The 19,275-nt window shown below is 62.1% G+C and carries 16 protein-coding genes and 2 tRNA genes; 9 read left to right on the top strand and 9 right to left on the bottom strand.

The features are described 5' to 3' along the window. Positions 1 to 84: 84 nt before the first annotated feature. The 3 genes from DWX25_RS03130 to DWX25_RS03120 all read right to left on the bottom strand — a co-directional run bounded on the left by DWX25_RS03130 (position 85) and on the right by DWX25_RS03120 (position 4,334). Positions 85 to 1,227 carry a zinc ribbon domain-containing protein gene (locus tag DWX25_RS03130; RefSeq protein ID WP_158557584.1) on the bottom strand — a complete coding sequence of 381 codons (1,143 nt, stop codon included), beginning with the start codon at positions 1,225 to 1,227 and terminating at the stop codon, positions 85 to 87. A 231-nt stretch (positions 1,228 to 1,458) separates the two neighbouring features. Next, complete coding sequence (locus tag DWX25_RS03125; protein WP_117794412.1) at positions 1,459 to 4,182, bottom strand: HAD-IC family P-type ATPase; 2,724 nt, start codon at positions 4,180 to 4,182, stop codon at positions 1,459 to 1,461. 75 nt (positions 4,183 to 4,257) lie between these two features. After that, positions 4,258 to 4,334: transfer RNA gene (locus DWX25_RS03120), tRNA-Arg, on the bottom strand. Between the two features lie 204 nt (positions 4,335 to 4,538). Between DWX25_RS03120 and aroF the strand changes: the two genes are divergently transcribed. The 8 genes from aroF (at position 4,539) to aroQ (ending at position 13,107) form a co-directional block, all read left to right on the top strand. Further along, on the top strand, positions 4,539 to 5,561 hold the full coding sequence (gene aroF / locus DWX25_RS03115; RefSeq protein WP_117629151.1) for a 3-deoxy-7-phosphoheptulonate synthase: 1,023 nt from the start codon (positions 4,539 to 4,541) through the stop codon (positions 5,559 to 5,561). A gap of 3 nt (positions 5,562 to 5,564) precedes the next feature. Next, complete coding sequence (locus DWX25_RS03110) at positions 5,565 to 6,479, top strand: prephenate dehydrogenase/arogenate dehydrogenase family protein (protein ID WP_117799075.1); 915 nt, start codon at positions 5,565 to 5,567, stop codon at positions 6,477 to 6,479. 36 nt (positions 6,480 to 6,515) lie between these two features. Next, positions 6,516 to 7,622, top strand: coding sequence for a 3-dehydroquinate synthase (aroB, locus tag DWX25_RS03105; RefSeq protein ID WP_117799074.1), 1,107 nt, complete (start codon positions 6,516 to 6,518; stop codon positions 7,620 to 7,622). Further along, positions 7,616 to 8,935, top strand: a complete 1,320-nt coding sequence (aroA, locus tag DWX25_RS03100; protein WP_117799073.1) for a 3-phosphoshikimate 1-carboxyvinyltransferase — start codon at positions 7,616 to 7,618, stop codon at positions 8,933 to 8,935. Before aroB ends, aroA begins: the two co-directional genes overlap by 7 nt. 1 nt (position 8,936) lies before the next feature. Continuing rightward, positions 8,937 to 10,034, top strand: coding sequence for a chorismate synthase (gene aroC / locus DWX25_RS03095; RefSeq protein WP_117799072.1), 1,098 nt, complete (start codon positions 8,937 to 8,939; stop codon positions 10,032 to 10,034). 153 nt (positions 10,035 to 10,187) lie between these two features. Beyond that, positions 10,188 to 11,333, top strand: a complete 1,146-nt coding sequence (pheA, locus tag DWX25_RS03090; RefSeq protein WP_117799071.1) for a prephenate dehydratase — start codon at positions 10,188 to 10,190, stop codon at positions 11,331 to 11,333. Next, positions 11,334 to 12,584 carry a shikimate kinase gene (locus DWX25_RS03085; protein WP_117794405.1) on the top strand — a complete coding sequence of 417 codons (1,251 nt, stop codon included), beginning with the start codon at positions 11,334 to 11,336 and terminating at the stop codon, positions 12,582 to 12,584. Between the two features lie 85 nt (positions 12,585 to 12,669). After that, the gene (gene aroQ, locus DWX25_RS03080) at positions 12,670 to 13,107 is read left to right on the top strand and encodes a type II 3-dehydroquinate dehydratase (RefSeq protein ID WP_117799070.1); all 438 of its coding nucleotides are present in this window, start codon (positions 12,670 to 12,672) and stop codon (positions 13,105 to 13,107) included. 62 nt (positions 13,108 to 13,169) lie between these two features. Here aroQ and DWX25_RS03075 read toward each other — a convergent pair whose 3' ends face one another. The 4 genes from DWX25_RS03075 to DWX25_RS03060 form a co-directional block, all read right to left on the bottom strand. Beyond that, positions 13,170 to 14,156 carry an acyltransferase family protein gene (locus DWX25_RS03075; RefSeq protein WP_117799069.1) on the bottom strand — a complete coding sequence of 329 codons (987 nt, stop codon included), beginning with the start codon at positions 14,154 to 14,156 and terminating at the stop codon, positions 13,170 to 13,172. A gap of 75 nt (positions 14,157 to 14,231) precedes the next feature. Further along, positions 14,232 to 14,308, bottom strand: a tRNA-Arg gene (locus DWX25_RS03070). A gap of 54 nt (positions 14,309 to 14,362) precedes the next feature. Next, positions 14,363 to 15,130, bottom strand: coding sequence for an ABC transporter ATP-binding protein (locus DWX25_RS03065; RefSeq protein WP_006236046.1), 768 nt, complete (start codon positions 15,128 to 15,130; stop codon positions 14,363 to 14,365). A gap of 11 nt (positions 15,131 to 15,141) precedes the next feature. Continuing rightward, positions 15,142 to 15,987 carry an ABC transporter permease gene (locus DWX25_RS03060; RefSeq protein ID WP_233505234.1) on the bottom strand — a complete coding sequence of 282 codons (846 nt, stop codon included), beginning with the start codon at positions 15,985 to 15,987 and terminating at the stop codon, positions 15,142 to 15,144. A 160-nt stretch (positions 15,988 to 16,147) separates the two neighbouring features. Between DWX25_RS03060 and DWX25_RS03055 the strand changes: the two genes are divergently transcribed. Continuing rightward, on the top strand, positions 16,148 to 17,119 hold the full coding sequence (locus DWX25_RS03055; protein WP_117799068.1) for a glycosyltransferase family 2 protein: 972 nt from the start codon (positions 16,148 to 16,150) through the stop codon (positions 17,117 to 17,119). A gap of 102 nt (positions 17,120 to 17,221) precedes the next feature. Here the strand turns inward: DWX25_RS03055 and DWX25_RS03050 are convergent, their stop codons facing one another. Further along, on the bottom strand, positions 17,222 to 18,676 hold the full coding sequence (locus DWX25_RS03050; protein ID WP_117858847.1) for a sugar nucleotide-binding protein: 1,455 nt from the start codon (positions 18,674 to 18,676) through the stop codon (positions 17,222 to 17,224). Positions 18,677 to 18,798: 122 nt separating this feature from the next. Then, a partial coding sequence (locus DWX25_RS03045; protein WP_117858844.1) for a dTDP-glucose 4,6-dehydratase occupies positions 18,799 to 19,275 on the bottom strand: 477 nt, incomplete at its 5' end.

Here is a 19,275-nt window from a genome sequence, read left to right as displayed (position 1 = left end):
AAGCATATTTGTACGAATTGTAGCAATAAGCACGGGCTTACATCAATTGCGCACGTAGGTTATGCCGACTATGGCGAACTAATTTTAGGAACGCTGCTGCGGCTTCCAGGAGCCCACGTTGGCGTCGTACTGGTTCAGCGCGCTGTTGCCGCCCTGCGCGATGGGCGCCAAGATCTCGCTTTGGTGGGAGCTCATCGACTCGCCATCGGGAATGGCCAGCGAAATGTCCCAGCTCTGGCAGATCACGTCGACACGCTCGTACATCCACTCGGCAAGCTGCTTTAGGTGGGCGATGTCGTCCGCATAGACCGTATCGTCCTGTACTTTCAGGTTGTTGAGCTCATCTAGCGTCTTTTTGATCTGGTCGCGCAGGGCGTAAGCACTCTGCGACAGCTCCTGACGGGTGGACAGCGGCGTTCGGAGATAGCCGTTGTTGAAGGAATCGATGACCTCGCCGATCTGATCCTCGTCACCGTAGGACACGATGGTCTGATACAGACCGTCGAGCCTGGTATAGAGCTGATCATCGGTCAGCACGGTTTCTTCCTGGACCACCTCGGCAGAATCGTCCTGCTTGGTATCGTCCTCAGTCGCCTCGCCCTTTTGGCGCGTAGGGAAGGTCGTCTGCGCGGCCTGGCCAAACTGGTCATAGAAGCCGGGCATAACACCCATGGGATCGGCCGTCACGAACCAATAGGCCCCACCGCACACGACGGCAAGAACCGCGATGACGATAAGCGGCTTGGGAATATGACGCTTGTGCTTGTGATAAGCGTCCTCATCGGGATGCACCTTACGCTTGGGTTTTTGAGGATCGTCGTGCAGGGAAACCGGTGTGGGAATAACGACCTTGGGGATACCGAAATCCTTATCGAAAGCCGGCAGCACGCAGGTCTCATTGGGGTCGGCGGCGTCCGAAAGAACCGCGGCTGCCGAGGCGGGCGCATGCGGCACCTCGGTATCAATCTGCTCTTGCGTTAGGCGCGGAAAGCCCGCCGTGCGGCCCGCTGCCAGGTCGGATGCGGCCGCGTCCTCGGAGAGAATACCCGGAGCGGGGCGTCCGCATTTGGGGCACGTACGATCATGCGGAGAAAGACGGGCACCGCAGCCCTCGCAGAACACAAACTCGGTGTGCTCGGGACCATCGCCCGGACCCACATAGGCGTTGCAGTAGGGGCAGAACGAGGCGCCGTCCTCGATAGTCTTAAGGCAATGCGGGCAGATCACGGCATCCTCTTTTCGAAGCAATTCAAACAATCGAGGTTAGAGCATAACATCGCCACGGCCCCACAGGAGCAAGGCACCAATTCAACATCGGAGGGTAGCTAATTTGGGACGGGGCTTTTTTAGCTGCCCTGGCCGCCAATTGGCCAAATCGATCGCGCCATCAGCCTGGGGGCCATCAGCCGGGGTAGCTAAAAAAGCCCCGTCCCAAATTAGCTACCCTGTAAGGTGCGGTTACAACTTCTTTTTCTTGGGCATCGAGACTTTGATGCCTTGGGCGGACTTGGTTACGCGGGAGCGCTTGGCGCCTGTGGGATTCTTTTTCTTGGGCTGGGCCTGGGCCACGCCCTCGAGTGCGCGGGCCTCGGCCTCGCGAGCGGTGCGATCTTCGCGGCGCTGCGCCATGTCGGCGGCGACGCGCTTGGCAAAACGTTCGGCCGTCGAGCCCGTCGAGCTCACCTTGCCGCCACCGCGACCCAGGCGGACGCGCACACCGCGGCCAAAACCAGTTGCGGCATGACGACGACGCGGCTTGAGCGAATCCATCATCGTGGCGAGCTTAAAGAACACCGAGCAGGTAAAGACCACGATAACAGCCAAGATAACCATCTGGCCCATCGACAGGTTGGCAATAGACAGCAGCTCCGGGAATCCGATAACGCCCACCAGGATGCCGGCGACTACAAACACAAAGAGCACCACACGTAAGGGCGTGAGAGGCTGCGAGATGCGCCAGATTAGGCTGACGCTCGCCGCGCACGACGTAAGCAGGCACATCGTAGACAGCGTGAGCTGGTTAAAGCCAAACACGCGCGCCACAAAGATATCGAGCGCCGCAGCCAAAATGACCGCAATCGACGCCGGCAGTGCACGCTTGAGTACGTTGCTCAAAAACGCACCCTTCACACGAGCATTGTTGGGCTCCAGGCCCAACACAAAGCCCGGCGCGCCGATGCAGAAGAAGTTAATGAGTGTCATCTGGATGGGCTCGAAGGGGTACGGCGGCAGCGCGATGCACAGCGCCGCCAGGCCCATCGAGAACAGCGTCTTGGTCAGGAACAGCGAGGCCGAACGCTGCAGGTTGTTGATGGAGCGACGGCCCTCGGCCACCACGGCGGGCATCGAGGCAAAGTCGTTGTCGACGAGCACGATCTCGGCCACGTTGCGCGCGGCATCGGAGCCGGCCGCCATGGCCACGGAGCAGTCGGCCTCCTTGAGCGCCAGCACGTCGTTGACGCCGTCGCCCGTCATGGCCACGGTGTGCTCGCGGCGCTTGAGCGCCTGCACGAGCTCACGCTTCTGCTGCGGGGTCACACGACCAAAGACATGGTAGCGGTCCACTGCGGCATCGAGCTTGGCCGGCGTATCGAGCGTCGTGGCGTCCACATAAGCGTCCGCCCCCGGCACGCCCACCACGCGCGCGATCGACGACACCGTACGCGGGTCGTCGCCACTGATCACGTTGAGGGTCACGCCCTGCTCGTTAAAGTAGCCAATGGTCTCGGCCGCCGAGGTACGAATCTCGTCGCGGATGGTCACAAAGCCCATGGGCTCGGCCTCGCCCACCATATCCCCATCGGGCGTAAAGCCGTCCACGCGCGCCACCACGAGCACGCGGCAGGTATCGGCAAGCTCGGCGACACGGTTCTCGACCTGCGAAAACACACGATCAGAGAGCACAAACTGCGCGGCACCCATCACATAGGAGCCCTGCGCAAAAGAAGCGCCACTCCATTTTTTAGACGACGAGAACGGAATGACCGACAGCGGCTCAGACACCTCGACCGGGCGATCGGCGTAATAGTTGAGCAGCGCCTGGCAGGTCTCGTTGGCATCGGCCGAAGTCGCACGCGCGACGTTAGCCAGCGCAAAATCGAGCACTGTGGTATCGACGGGAACAGCCGCCTCCTCCGAGTCCACGCCAAAGCCAACACCCTCAACAGGCAGCGGGTAGGTGCCCTCGACCTCCATACGACCCGACGTGATGGTGCCCGTCTTGTCCAGGCACAGCACGTCGACGCGCGCGAGCGTCTCGATGCAGTAGAGCTGCTGCGCCAGCACCTTGCGGCGGGCCAGGCGCACCGTGGCGATGGCGAGCACCGACGAGGTCAGCAGCACCAGGCCTTGCGGGATCATGCCCAGCAGGGCGCCCACCGTGGACAGCAGCGCCGACGAAGGCACATGACCAGCCAACAGCTCGGAGAAGCACCACGAAAGCGCGCTATCGCCCGGGGTTCCCGCGGCATCCCACAGCCCACTTACACTCGAGGCGAACAGAGCCAGGCCAAGCGGAATCATGATGATGCTCGCAAAGCGCACGATGGCGTTAAGCGCGTTCATGATCTCGGAATTGACCTTTTTGACGTACTTGGCCTCGTTATTAATTTTGGCCACGTAGTTGTCGGCGCCGACATGGATCACGCGGGCGCGCAGCAGGCCCGAGTCGATAAAGCTGCCGCTCATGAGCTCGGAACCGGGCTGTTTCTTAATAAGGTCGCTCTCGCCCGTCAGCAGGCTCTCGTTCACGAGCGCCTCGCCCGAAACCACCACGGCGTCAGCGGGAATCTGGTCGCCGCGCCCCAGGCGGATGATGTCGTCGAGCACGATCTGGTCCAGGTCGAGCTCCACCTCGGCGCCATCGCGCACCGCGATGGCCTTCTTGGAGGTCAGCAGCGTGAGCTTATCGACCATCTTCTTGGAACGCATGGACTGAATGACGCCAATAGCGGTATTGAGGAACACCACGAACAGGAACGTCAGATTCTTAAACGAACCGGTCAAAATGACCAGGAAAGCCAAGATCACGTTGATCAAATTGAACAGCGTGCAGAGGTTCTCGATGATGAGCTCTTTGACCGACTTGGTCTTGAGTTCCATGTTGCGGTTGATTTTACCGGCGGCGATACGCTCCTCGACCTCGGCGGTTGAGAGTCCGCGCTCGATATCCGTTGCTGCCATACCACGTCCCATCACGTCGCGTCGGTATAAGAAAACCGCCCGGACCATGCGAGGTTCGGACGGTCTTACGTTCGATGGTGCCCCATGTTGGATTCGAACCAACGGCCTTCTGCTCCGGAGGCAGACGCTCTAATCCCCTGAGCTAATAGGGCCAACGGTTGGCATTATACCCAAGTGCACCACGGGCTATCAAAATAAAAGAAAAAGCTTTGCAATTCCGAGGAAGACGAGCCGCAACGGCCCACTTTAGAAGGCAAAAGCGAGTCAGATAGTATAAACTCTCATGCACCATATATACACGGCTCGCGATGCGGGCCGTTTTTGCAAAAGTTATCCATCGAGGTGAGAGGCACACCATGATTGCAATTTTAAAGCAGAGCGCCAGCGACGAGGCCGTAAGCCATATCGTCAGCTGGATTGAGAAAAAGGGTCTGAAGACCGATGTCTCGCGCGGCGAGAACGAGACGATCATCGGCCTGGTGGGCGATACGACCAAGATCGACCCGTTCCTGCTCGAGTCCATGGATGTCGTCGAGCGCGTGCAGCGCGTCTCCGAGCCTTTTAAGCGCGCCAACCGCAAGTTCCACCCCGAGGACTCCGTCATCGACTGCGGCCACGGCGTCAAGATCGGCGGCGACCAGTTCCAGGTCATCGCCGGTCCCTGCTCCGTCGAGGGCGAGAACCTCATCCGCATCGCACGCCGCGTGAAGGCCGCCGGTGCCACGATGCTGCGCGGTGGCGCCTACAAGCCCCGCACCTCCCCCTACGCCTACCAGGGCATGGGCCCTGCCGGCCTCGACCTGCTGTGCGAGGCGTCTGCCGAGCTCGACATGCCGATCGTCACCGAGATCATGGACCCGCGCGACGTGCAGGTCTTCCTTGACAAGAAGATTGACGTCATGCAGATCGGCGCCCGTAACGCCCAGAACTTCCCCCTGCTCAAGGAGGTCGGCAAGACCAAGACTCCGATCTTGCTTAAGCGCGGCATGTCCGGCACGATCGACGAACTGCTCATGGCAGCCGAGTACATCATGAGCGAGGGCAACGACAACGTCATCCTGTGCGAGCGCGGCATCCGCACCTTCGAGACCCGCACCCGCAACACCTTCGACCTCAACGCCGTGCCGGTGCTGCACCACCTGTCGCACCTGCCTGTCGTTGCCGACCCCAGCCACGCCACCGGCTACACCCGCTACGTAGAACCCATGGCACTCGCCGCGACCGCCTGCGGTGCCAACGGCCTGGAGATCGAGGTCCACGACGAGCCGAGCCGTGCCTGGTCCGACGGCGCCCAGGCCCTCACCCCCGATCAGTTCGACGACACCATGCGCCGCATCCGAGCCATCCGCGAGGTTGTCTGCCAAGAGACCATGGAGTAGCCCATGGGTACGGTGAGAAACGCGCGCGTTAACCAGGGCGGCCCCAAGTGCGCCGGCATCGTCGGCCTTGGCCTCATCGGCGGCAGCTTCGCCCGCGGCTATGCGCAGGCGGGCGTCCGCGTGCTGGCCTGGGACCCCGATGACGATGTCATGACAGCCGCCAGCATGGGAACCGTTGCCGGCGAGCTCAACGACGAGACGCTCGGCGAATGCGACATCATCGTCCTGGCTTGCTACCCCGAGGCCTGCATCGAATGGCTCGAGGCGCATGCCCAGGCACTCGCCGACGCCACCGACACCGAGGCCATCATGGGCCCCGTGGTGATCGACACGGTGGGCGTCAAGGGCATCGTGTGCGAGCGCGCCTTTGAGCTTGCCCGCGAGCACGGCTTTTACTTTGTGGGCGCGCACCCCATGGCGGGCACGCAGTACTCGGGCTATGCACACTCCCGCGCCGACCTGTTCCAGGGCGCCCCGCTCGTTCTCGTGCCGCCCGCGGTGAACGACGCACTCAAGCTGGAGCTTTTGGGCCAGGTACGCGAGATGGTGCGCCCCTTGGGCTTTGGCAAGTTCAGCGTGACCACCGCTGCCGAGCACGACCGCGTCATCGCCTTCACGAGCCAGCTTGCGCACGTGGTGTCTAACGCCTACGTAAAGAGCCCGACCGCCCAAGTCCACCACGGCTTTTCGGCCGGTAGCTACCGCGATCTCACCCGCGTGGCGCACCTCAATCCGCAGATGTGGTCCGAGCTCATGATCGACGACGCCGATGCTCTCGCCTTCGAGATCGACCACCTGATCGACTCGCTCGGCGCCTACAGCCGTGCGCTCAAGGACCGCGACCAGCGCTATCTGGAGAATCTCCTTGCCGAGGGCGACCGCATCAAGCGTGCACTCGACGACGAGGCCTCCCACTAGACCACCTATCACGCCAGGTCGAAAGGACCGAAGCTTATGGCGATTACCATCGATATCGACACTGCACGCCCCTACCAGGTGCATGTTGGCACGTTTTTGCTGGAGCAGGCGGGGCCGCTCGTGCGCGCCACTGCCGGCGGCACCAAGGCCGTCATCGTGACGGACACCAACGTGGGCCCGCTCTACCAGATGCCCGTTAAGCAGAGCCTGGAGGCGTCAGGCTACGAGGTGAGCATCTGCACCTTCGAGGCCGGCGAGGCCCATAAGCGCGCCGAAACCTATGTTGCCATTTTGGAGTTTGTGGCCGAGCACGAGCTTTCGCGCTCCGACGTTATCGTGGCGCTCGGCGGCGGCGTCGTGGGCGACGTGACGGGCTTTGTGGCCGCCACCTACATGCGCGGCTGCAAGTTTGTGCAGATCCCGACGAGTCTGCTCGCCATGGTGGATTCGTCGGTGGGTGGCAAGACCGCCATCGACCTGGCTGCCGGCAAGAACTTGGCCGGCGCCTTTTGGCAGCCGAGCGTGGTTATCGCCGACGTGGGGTGCCTGGCCACCCTCACGCCCGAGCAGTTCGCCGACGGCTGCGGCGAGGTCGTCAAGCATGCCGTGATCGCCGACCCGGAGCTTTTCGCCGAACTGGAGAAGACCCCGCTTACGCTTGAGCTACTCAACCGCGATGTGGCCCGCGTAGCGCTCATCATCGCCCGCAATATCGACATCAAGCGCGCCGTGGTCGTCGCCGACGAGCGCGAAACCAACCAGCGCAAGCTGCTCAACTTTGGACACAGCGCCGGACACGCCGTCGAGGCCTGCGAGCACTTTGAGCTCGGACACGGCAACTGCGTGTCGATCGGCATGGGCATCATCACGCGCGCCGCAGCCCTACACGGCGTCTGCGATGCCGAGCTGCCCGGTCGTATTGAGGAACTCTGCGCCCGCCATGGCCTCAAGACCCACTGCGACCTAGATGCCGATGCCATCTTTGCCGAGGCGCTCCACGACAAGAAGCGCGCGGGCGACACCATCGACCTGGTGATTCCGCACGACATTGGCCACTGCAGCATCGACCGCACGCCGCTTTCCACTTTCCACGAACTCATTGCCGAAGGCCTCGGCCAGAAGGGAGACGCATCCGCATGCTAGCCCGCATCACCCCGTCCCCGCTCAAGGGCACCGTTCCCGCCATCGCATCTAAGTCGATGGCGCATCGCCTGATCATCTGCGCCGCGCTTGCCAACGGCGAGACGCACGTTACCTGCAACACTACCTGCGCCGACATCGAGGCCACGGTGCGTTGTCTCACGGCGCTCGGCGCCCGCATCGAGACCGTCGAGGACGGCTTCCAGGTCCACCCCACCATGAAGAGTGTTGAGTTTGGCCTGCTCAAGGCCCTTGCCGGCGGCACGCTCGACTGCGGCGAGAGCGGCTCCACGCTCCGCTTTATGCTGCCCGTCGCCTGCGCGCTGGGTGCGAATGCCACCTTCGTGGGCCAGGGCCGCCTGGGCGCCCGCCCGCTCTCCCCGCTCTCGGACGAGATCATCGCCGCCGGTTGCGACCTGCAGGGCCTGGGCGGTTTTCCGCTCAAGACGAGCGGACGCATGCGCCCGGGCACCTTTGTGCTGCCGGGCAACGTGAGCTCGCAGTATATCTCCGGCCTGCTGCTGGCAGCCCCGCTGCTGGCCCAGCCCTCCTGCGTGCAGGTGACCGGCCTCATCGAGAGCCGCCCTTACATCAACCTGACAATCCAGGCCATGAAGGCCTTTGGCGTCGAGGTCAACGTCGAGCGCATCCCCGCCAAGAATGGCAAGCCCGAGGTCACGAACTTCCGCGTGAGCAGCGGCTCGTACCGCACGCCTGGCAGCGTGACTGTCGAGGGCGACTGGTCCAACGCCGCCTTTTGGTTGTGCGCTGGCGCCATCGGCACCGACCCCATCACCGTGGAGGGCGTGTCGCTGAGCTCCGCGCAGGGCGACCGCAACGTGCTTGCCGCGCTTTCGCGCTTTGGCGCCCGCATCGTGCGCTCCACCAACGCCGCCACCGTGCAGTCCGACAAGCTCGCCGGCTTTGAGATGAGCGCCCACGACATTCCCGACCTGGTACCCGTTATCTCGGCCGTGGCATCACTGGCGCAAGGCCGTACCTTCATCCGCGACTGTGCCCGCCTGCGCATCAAGGAATCCGACCGCCTGGCAACTACCACCCGCGAGCTCACCGCGCTGGGCGCGCAGGTGCGCATTGCCGGTGACGACCTCATCATCAAGGGTGTCGACGCCTTTACCGGCGGCGAAGTCGATTCGCACAACGACCACCGCATCGCCATGATGGCCGCCATCGCCGCGAGCCGCGCCACCGGCGAGGTCGTGATCCACGGGGCCGAGGCGGTCAACAAGTCCTATCCCGATTTCTTCGATCACTACCGCCTGCTGGGCGGCAAGGTCACACTCGAGGAGGAATAGCATGTCCTCGACCTTTGGCAACGTCTTGCATCTGAGCATCTTCGGCCAGTCGCACTCCCCCGCTATCGGCTGCTCGCTCGATGGCATTCCGGCAGGTATCGCCGTGGACCAGGAGCAGCTGCAGGCCTTCCTCGACCGTCGCGCCCCCGGTCGCGACGAGACCGCAACCAAACGCCGCGAGGCCGACGCCGCGCACATCATCGCCGGTGTTGTCGATGGACATACCACCGGCGCGCCCATCGCCGCGATTATCGAGAACACCAACACGCGCTCCAAGGATTACTCCGAGCTGCGCCGCAAGCCCCGTCCCGGACATGCGGACTTCCCTGCGCGCGTGAAGTACCACAACATGCATGACGTCGCCGGCGGCGGACACTTCTCCGGCCGCTTGACGGCCCCCCTGTGCATCGCCGGCGGCATCGCGCTGCAGGCACTCGAGGCCCGCGGCATTCAGGTCATGGCGCACGTCGCGCAAATCGGCGGCATCTCCGACCTGCCCATGGACGACATGGTCTATCGCGAGGCCGACCGCAAGGCGATCCTTACGAACAACCTGCCCTGCATCGACGCAGCGGCCGCCGGTCGCATGCGCGAGGAGATTCTGGCCGCGCGCGACGAGCTCGACAGTATCGGCGGCATCGTGGAGTGCGGCATCTACGGGCTTCCCGCGGGCATCGGCGACCCCATGTTCGACGGCATCGAGAACCGCATCGCGCAAATCGCGTTTGGCATTCCCGCCGTAAAGGGCGTGGAGTTTGGCATGGGCTTTGCCGTGGCCGCCATGCGCGGCAGCGAGAACAACGACCCGTACCGCGTTGATGCCGAGACCGGCGAGATCGAGGTCGAGTCCAATAACGCCGGCGGCATCCTGGGCGGCATCTCCACCGGCGCGCCCGTCATGTGGCGCATGGCCGTAAAGCCGACGCCCTCCATTGGCCGCGAGCAGCAGACCGTAGACATGGACGCTATGGAAAATGCCGAGCTCTCGGTGCACGGCCGTCACGATCCCTGCATCGTCCCCCGAGCCGTCCCCGTAGCCGAGGCAGCCGCGGCGCTCGCCATCTGGGACGCCCTCCTCGAGGACGCAGGCCAGCTTTAGTCCACCCACCCCAAGGGTAGTTAATTTGGGACGGGGCTATTTTAGCTACCCCGGCAGTTAACGCGACGTTTTGGCCGATTTGCTGCCGGGGTAGCTAAAATAGCCCCGTCCCAAATTAACTACCCCAGGCAACGATTTACGAAAGGGGCCTCCATGGACCTTGCCGACATCCGCCAGGCCATCGATGGCATCGACACTACGCTTCTCAGCAGCTTTGTCGAACGCATGGACATTGCCACCGAAGTCGCCAAATCAAAAATCGAGATGGGCAAGGCCGTCTTCGACCCCGCCCGCGAGCGCTCCAAGCTCAACAACCTCGCCAGCCGCGCACCCGAGCGCTACGAGGCGCAGACCATCACGCTGTTCCGCCTCCTCATGAGCATGAGCAAGGCCGAGCAGCAGCGCTACATCAACGAGCTCAAGGGCATCACGGTGTCGCAAAAGGCCCATGCCACGGCTGCAGCCTCCGACACGCCCTTCCCTCAAACGGCCACCGTCGCCTGCCAGGGCGTCGAGGGCGCTTACAGTCAAATCGCCGCGTGCAAGCTCTTTGACGTGCCCGATATCGCCTTCTTTGAGACCTTCGAGGGCGTTATGCGCGCCGTACGCGACGGCTTTTGCGAATTTGGCGTGCTACCCATCGAAAACTCAACTGCCGGATCGGTCAACGCCGTCTACGACCTGCTCGCCCAGTTCGATTTCCACATCGTGCGCTCGCTGCGCCTCAAGATCGACCACAATCTGCTCGTCAAACCCGGCACCAAACTCACCGACGTGCGCGAGGTTTACAGCCACGGCCAAGCCATTGCCCAGTGTGCGGGCTTTATCGAGTCCCACGACCTGCACGCCACCAAGTACCCCAACACCGCCATGTCGGCCGAGATGGTCGCCAGCTCCGGGCGCACCGATGTTGCCGCCATCGCATCGCGCTGCTGCGCGACACTCTATGGCCTGGAGGTGCTGGAGCCCAACATTCAGGACTCGGACAACAACTACACGCGCTTTGTCGTCATCAGCCGCGAGCCGCGCGTCTACCCCGGCGCCAACCGTACCTCGCTCATGATCACCACGGCCAACGAGCCGGGTGCGCTCTATCGCGTACTCGAGCGCTTCTACGCGCTCAATATCAACCTCATCAAGCTCGAGAGCCGCCCCATCCCCGGCCGCGACTTTGAGTTTATGTTCTACTTTGATCTGGACTGCCCCTTTGGCAGCAAGGCCCTCGACGACCTGCTCGATTCTATCGACGACGTGTGCGAGAGCTTCACCTACTTTGGCAGCTACACGGAGGTGCTCTAGATGACCGATACCGCCGCAACCCGCCCCTACGGAGTGCTGGGCCGCGTGCTGGGCCACAGCTACACCCCGACCATCTACAAGAAGCTCGCTGGGCTCGATTACGTGCGATTTGAGCGCGAGCCCGAGGACCTCGCGGCCTTTATGACGGGCGACGAGTGGGAGGGCACCAACGTGACCATCCCCTACAAGCGCGCCGTCATGGAGTATCTGGACGAGCTGAGCCCGCTCGCCGAGCGCATGGGAAACGTCAACACCATCACGCGCCTGGCCGACGGCCGCCTGCGCGGCGACAACACCGACTACTTCGGTTTCCAGTGTCTGGTCGAGGAGCTGGGTGTGGAGATTGCCGGCAAGAAGGTCCTCGTGCTCGGAGCCACCGGCGGCGCCGGCACCACGGCAAGCATGGTGCTGGGCGACCTGGGCGCGATCGTGGTGCCCGCGGGACGCACGAGCGAGGTCAACTACGACAACATCGCACAGCAGTCCGACGCCGCGTTGCTCGTCAACTGCACCCCTGCGGGCATGTTTCCCCACTGCCCCGACGCGCCATGCACGCTCGAGGGCCTCGACGCGCTCGAGGGCGTCATCGATATCGTCTACAACCCCGCCCGCACGGGACTCATGCTCGAGGCCGAGCGTCGCGGCATCCCCTGCATCGGCGGCCTGCTGATGCTCGTGGCCCAAGCGGCACAGGCAGTCGAGCGCTATACCGGCCAGGTCACCCCGCACGAGCGCATCCTGGACGTAACGGAGCGCCTGTCCCGCCGCGAACAGAACATCGCGCTGATCGGCATGCCGGGCTCGGGCAAGACCCGCGTGGGTGAGCAGATTGCCCTGCTCACGGGACGCGAGCATATCGACCTCGATCGCGCCCTCGAGGAGCGCCTGGGCATGCCCTGTGCCGACTTTATCGACGAGCACGGTGAGCCGGCCTTCCGCAAGCAGGAGACGGCGGCGCTGTCCGACATCTCCAAGCGCAGCGGTCTGGTGCTCTCCACCGGCGGCGGCGTGGTCACGCGCGACGAAAACTATCCGCTGCTGCACCAGAACAGCCAGATTGTGATGCTCAACCGCAAGCTCGACGAACTCGCCCACAAGGGACGCCCCATCACCGCCCGCGACGGTATCGACAAGCTGGCCGAGCAGCGCATGCCGCGCTACCGCGCCTGGGCCGACTACATCATTGACTCACGCGACTGCGCCGCCAAGACCGCGGTCGCCGTCCTCGACACCCTTCCACCAGCCCTCTAGCAAAAACCACCACAAAGGGGACAGGCACCTTTGTGGTGGTTTTCCGTTCCGCCGCACCGCCCGCCCAACCGCAAAGGAAGCAACCATGAAAGCACTCGTCATCAACGGTCCCAACCTCAACATGCTCGGCATTCGCGAGCCAGGCATCTACGGCAGCGATAACTACGACCGCTTGGTTCAGATCTGCCAGGAGGCAGGTGCCGTACAGGGCTTTGACGAGGTCGAAGTCTTCCAGTCCAACCACGAGGGCAGCATCGTCGACAAGATCCAGGAGGCCTACGGCAAGGTCGACGGCATCGTCATCAATCCGGCTGCCTACACGCACACAAGCGTCGCAATCCTCGATGCCCTCAAGGCCGTGGCCATCCCCGCCGTGGAGGTCCACATCAGCGCCGTCGAGACGCGCGAGGACTTCCGCCAGATAAGCTACGCCCGCCTGGCCTGCTTTGCCACCATCACCGGCGAGGGCCTGCAGGGCTACGCTCACGCGTTGGAGCTGCTGAAGGAGCGTCTCGAAAAGTAAGCCTGCAACACTACCGAATAAATAGCAGCGGGGAGGGCCAGCTTGGTCCTCCCCGCTTTTAATTACGCCTTCTTGATGACGTACGCCAACCCTATGTCGCACCCGCAGCGCACAATCGACGCAAGGAGCCATGGCACTGGCAACGCCATAAGCAACGGCATGGTCTGCCAGGGGATAAACCAATCGACCGCGTGGATTGTAAAGATGGCAAGACTGGCCTGTCCGCAGAACACGAGCGCTTGTTCAAAGGACCCCAAAACCGGCACGTCTTTCAACTTCTCCAGCGCCATGGAAACCCAGCACACGCAATAGCTGCCGGCAAGAGCGGCAACTGTCGCAACCACAAACCCATCCACGCGGCGGCTCGAAAGCTCAAGCCCACTCAGCGCGGCAAGGACAAGCCAAGCGACACCGGCTCCAATAAACAGCAGGGCCTTGCTCACGCTCGTCTCGAGCCCCCTTTGGCGCGCCGTATAGCCAATCCACATCAGCAAGACGATGTAGCAGCTCAGATCCAAATCGAGCGGCAGGTAAACACCAAAATAGCGAGACACGCTCAAACCGCAAAAGGCAATCGCGGCACAGACAACGCCCTGCCAAACAACCCCAATCCCGCCGCGATCAAACAACCGCACAAGCGCATTAAACAGCAGGCGCGACGTAAACAGCGCCGCCAAAAACCATGCCATGCCAACGGCAGCGACACCAAGCCCAGGGACATCAACGCCCGAAGCAAACACAAGCGTCTTAAACCCCGCAACCAGCGTACCGCTCGTCAAAGGAACACCGCTCATCAAGAACGTCGGCACCTGCCACGCCAGTGCAAGAACCACATACGGCACCAGCAGGCGGGACACCGAACCACTCAACAGCTCACGCCACAGCTTCGGCCTAAACGTATACCCGGCAAGAATAAAGAACAACGGCATGTGAAACGAGAAGATCGCGTGTCGCAAGGGAGAGGGATTTGGGACGGTGTGCCCCACAATGACCAGAATAATTGCAATCCCCTTTGCAATATCGATCCAGTCGAGCCTTTTGCTTCCCATGGCGAACCCTTCAAAACCGCAGTACACAAGATGAAAAAAGCCCAGACCACCAAGCGGTCCGGGCTTAATAAACGATGGTGCTCCATGGCGGATTCGAACCGTCGACCTTGGGATTAGAAGTCCCCTGCTCTATCCAACTGAGCTAATGGAGCAAATAACCGCACGCCCAAGCAGGCGCAAGCCTGTCAGGCGTAAGTAATTATAACCTAGTTGAACTGCTCGCGGTACGCCTTGCAGACCTCATCGACCGGGCCGTCCATGCGAAGGTCACCCTTCTCGATCCAAACGGCACGCTGGCAGATGCGCTCAACCTGCTCCATGGAGTGCGAAACGAACAGAACCGTCACGTCACCGCTCTGGATAAAGTGCTGGATGCGGGCCTCGCACTTCTGCTGGAAGAACACGTCACCGACGGACAGCGTCTCGTCAACGATCAGAATATCGGGCTCGGTAATCGTCGCGATTGCAAAGGCGATACGCGCCACCATGCCCGAGGAGAAGTTCTTGAGCGGCATATCGACAAAGTTCTGAAGCTCAGCGAACTCGATAATGCCGTCAAAGTTGGCATCGATGAACTCCTTGGTATAGCCGAGTAGGGCGCCGTTCAGATAGATGTTCTCGCGGGCGGTCAGCTCGGGGTCAAAGCCGGCGCCAAGCTCAATCAGCGGCGCGATGTTACCGTGCACCTTAACGCTGCCCTCGCTAGGCTCAAGAACGCCAGCGATAATCTTGAGCATCGTAGACTTGCCGGAGCCATTGGTGCCGACCAGGCCCACGACCTCGCCGCGATGAATATCAAACGAGATGTGCTTAAGCGCCCTAAACTCCTCAAAGAACAGCTCGTGCTTGGCAAGCTTAATGAAGTACTCCTTGAGGTTGGTCAGCGACTCGGACGCCATGTTAAAGATCATGGTGACGTCGTCGACCTCGACAGCCAGAGGCTGCTCGCTGTAATCAACAACAGATTCAGTCATCACAGCACTCCTTAGATGTAGAGTATAAATTTGCGCTCGGACTTATGGAACACGGTGTAGCCAATAACAAGCGCAAGGACCGCCCAAGCAACGCACATACCAAACGTCATAAGCGAGGGCGTCGTCTGGAACAGGAAGATATCGCGCATAAACTGCAGATAGTTGTACATGGGGTTCGCATACATCAAGATACGCACGAGATGCGGCATTTGCGCAATATAGTCAGTCGTCCAGAAGATGGGCGTAATGTAGGTCCATGCCGTAATGACAACGCTCCACAGATGCATAACGTCGCGGAAAAAGACCGTAAGGGCAGAGAGCATCATGCCCAGGCCCATGCAGAAGCACATAAGCAGCAGCAGGCAAACCGGCAGCAGAATGAGGTGCCAAGAAGGCATAACGCGGAACCACAGCATAACGATGGCGACGGCGACCAGCGAGAAGGCAAAGTTGACCAGCGAGAAGAGCACCTTCTGCACTGGGAAGACCCAGCGGTGCACCTTAACCTTCTTGAGCAGAGGGGCAGCGCCCACGATCGACGTCAGGGCCTGGTTCGTAGACTCGGACATGACGGCAAAGGTAATGTTACCCACGATCAAGTACAGCGGGTACATCTCGGGCGTCATTGAGCCATTGCGGCCCTGGCCAAAAATCGTCGAGAACACGATGGCCATGACGATCATCATCAGCAACGGATTGAGCACCGACCATGCGACACCCAAGACGCTGCGGCGATACTTGATCTTAAAATCCTTGGTAACCAGCTGACGAAGGATAAACGCATCCTTCTCAAATTCATTCTTAGCAAACGTCGCAGGCAGACTGCGAGTTTCTTGTTGCTTTGTCTGATCCGACACGGATGCAACTCCTTTACTCGTAATCGTTGACAAACGAACAGTATAGACCCGACGGCCATGCAAACGATTCGCGCAACAAAACTGGAGAACTAACCCACATCTTAGGATGCCAAGCCCAAACGGCTATACTTGCAAGGATTGAATATATAAGGAGCATTGAGTGAATTCTGAATCCATCGCCGTCATCATCCCCTGCTACAACGAAGCCCTCACGATCGGCAAAGTCATCGACGACTTTCACCGCGAGCTTCCGCAAGCGACGGTCTATGTCTATGACAATAACTCGTCGGACGATACCTCACGCATCGCCACCGAGCACGGCGCCACGGTCCGCCTTGAGCCCCGCCAGGGAAAGGGCAACGTCTGCCGCCAGATGTTTCGTGATATCGACGCCGATTGCTACCTGATGGTCGACGGCGATGACACCTACCCCGCTGAGGCGGCCAAAGCCCTCTGCGAGCCCATCCTTAACGGCACGGCCGACATGACCGTGGGCGACCGCCTTTCCAACGGTACCTACGCCGAGGAAAACAAGCGCGCATTCCACGGCTTTGGCAACAATCTGGTCCGCGCCATGATCAAGTGGATCTATGGCTACAGCTTCGACGACGTTATGACGGGCTATCGCGCCATGAGCCGTCCTTTTATCAAAACCTTCCCCGTGCTTTCCGAGGGCTTCCAGATCGAAACCGAGCTCTCAATCCACGCCGTCGACCACCGCTGGCGCATCAAAGATGTGCCCATCGAGTACCGCGACCGTCCGGAAGGCTCCGAGTCCAAGCTCAATACCGTGAGCGACGGCATTAAAGTCGTTACGATGATCGGCACGCTGTTCAAGGACTACCGCCCGCTGAAGTTCTTCAGCCTCGTTGCGCTTCTGTTTGCGATTATCGGTCTCGCACTGGGCATCCCCATCATTATCGAGTATTTCCAGACCGGGCTCGTTCCGCGCTTCCCCACCGCCATGCTCGCCGCGTCGTTTATGTTCCTGTGCGGCCTGAGCCTTGCGACCGGATTCATCCTGGATTCTGTAGCAAAGGTCGAAAAAAAGCAGTGGGAGGTCAGCGTGTACAGCAAATACGCCTACGACGACCAGCCCGGCCACCCTACTTCCAAGCCAAGCGAGAGGTAGATCTTCCGCAAAATACTATTGGCTCCACTGCGCAGATAGCCACCAACAAGAAAAGCCGCCGATAAAGAACGGCGGCTTTTACTCTCGAAAAGTTAATAGCGGCTAGAGCGTCTTGAGGTACTCCCCCAGCTCTTCCTCCCAGTCGGGCATGTGGAAGCCGGCAGCCTCGAGCCTGGAAAGGTCGAGCGCGGAGTGGACCGGGCGCGGGGCGACGGGACCGGCGGCGCTCGCGTAGTAGTCGGCGGTCGATACCGGCAAGACTTTCTCCCCGTTGCCGTTGGCCGCCTCGAAGACGGCGCGGGCGATGTCGGCCCAGGACTTGACGGCGCCGGAGCCCGTGCAGTTATAGGTGCCGTAGGGGGCGTGCGTCCCCAGCACGTGGAAGATGGCCTCGGCCATGTCGCGCGTGAAGGTCAGGCGTCCCAGCTGGTCGTCGACCACGGTGACCTGCGTGAGCCCGTCCTCGGGGTCTGCGACGCGGTCGGACAGCGCCTTCATGGTCTTGACGAAGTTGTGGCCCTCGCCGATGACCCAGGAGCTGCGCATGATGTAGTGGCGCGGGCACCCTGCCACGGCGATGTCGCCGGCGGCCTTGGTCTGGCCGTAGACGGACAGCGGAGAGAACGGCTCGTCCTCGTCATGGACCTCGACCGTGCCGTCGAAGACGTAGTCGGAGGACACGTGCACGAGGGTGATACCGTGCCCGGCGCAGGTGCGGGCGAGAAGGGCGGGACCGGTCGCGTTGGCCTTCCAGGCGGTGGCGCGGCCCTCGGGGGTCTCCGCCTTATCCACGGCGGTGTAGGCGCCGCAGTTGATCACGGTGCCGTAGAGCGACCAGTCGTACTGCGAATAGGCCTCCGGGTCGGACATGTCGAAGGTGTCGATGTCGCAGAAGTCGAAGTCCTTGGCCACGCCGCGCTCCTCGGCGAGCGCGCGCACCGCATGGCCCAGCTGGCCGTTGCAGCCGGTGACGAGCGTCCTCTTGGGCGCCATGGGGACGACGTCCCTGAGCATCGGGTGGTTGAGGTCGGCCTCGGAGACGGTGGCCTCGTCGAGCGGGATCGGCCACTCGATGGCGAGCTCGGGGTCGGCGAGGTTCACGAAGGTGTAGGTCCTCTTCAGCTCGAGGGACCAGTGGGCGTCCACCAGGTAGGTGTAGGCGGTGCCGTCCTCCAGGGCCTGGAAGGAGTTGCCCACGCCGCGCGGGACGTAGATGGCCCTGGAGGGGTCCAGCACGGTCGTGTAGACCTTCCCGTAGGTGGCGCTGCCCTCGCGCAGGTCGACCCAGGCGCCGAAGACCGAGCCGCGGGCCACGGAGATGAACTTGTCCCAGGGCTCCGCGTGGATGCCGCGGGTGACGCCCCTCTTCTCGTTGTAGGAGATGTTGTTCTGGACGACGCGGAGGTCGGGGATCCCGAGCGAGGTCATCTTGGCGCGCTGCCAGTTCTCCTTGAACCAGCCGCGCGAGTCGCCGTGGACGGCCAGGTCGACGACCTTCAGGCCCCCGATGCCGGTCTCCGCGACGGAGAGGTCCTTCTCGAATGCGATGTCAGCCATGTGGGAAAAGCTCCTATCGAAGAGGTTGGATAACCGGGGGCGCCCGCGCGGGGACGCAGGATCATCCCCATGCCCTGCGTCCCCGCGCGGGCGCCCCGCGGCGCGGTTCGCCGGGGTTCGGCCTACTGGCCCTGGGCCCTGTACCTGGCCTCGGTGGCCTCCTTGGCCGGGCGCCACCAGGACTCGTTCTCGACGTACCAGTCGATGGTGGCCTTCAGGCCCTCGGCGAAGTCGGTGTGCGCCGGCCTCCAGCCGAGCTCGCGCTGGAGCTTCGTGCTGTCGATGGCGTAGCGGCGGTCGTGGCCGGGGCGGTCGGCGACCCAGTCGAAGTCCTCGGGGTCGCGGCCCATGGCCTCCAGGATCATGCGCAGGACGGTGATGTTGTTCTTCTCCCCATTGGCGCCGATGAGGTAGGTCTCCCCCATGCGGCCCTTGGTGAGGATGTCCCACACCGCGGAGCTGTGGTCCTCGGTGTGGATCCAGTCGCGGACGTTCTCGCCGCGGCCGTAGAGCTTGGGGCGCACGCCGTCGACGATGTTGGTGATCTGCCTGGGGATGAACTTCTCCACGTGCTGGTAGGGGCCGTAGTTGTTGGAGCA

This window comes from Collinsella sp. AF18-8LB, assembly GCF_003459795.1.
Lineage (GTDB): Bacteria > Actinomycetota > Coriobacteriia > Coriobacteriales > Coriobacteriaceae > Collinsella.
The sequence above is the reverse complement of the archived record's forward strand: the minus strand, read 5'-3'. Positions and strand labels throughout refer to the sequence as shown.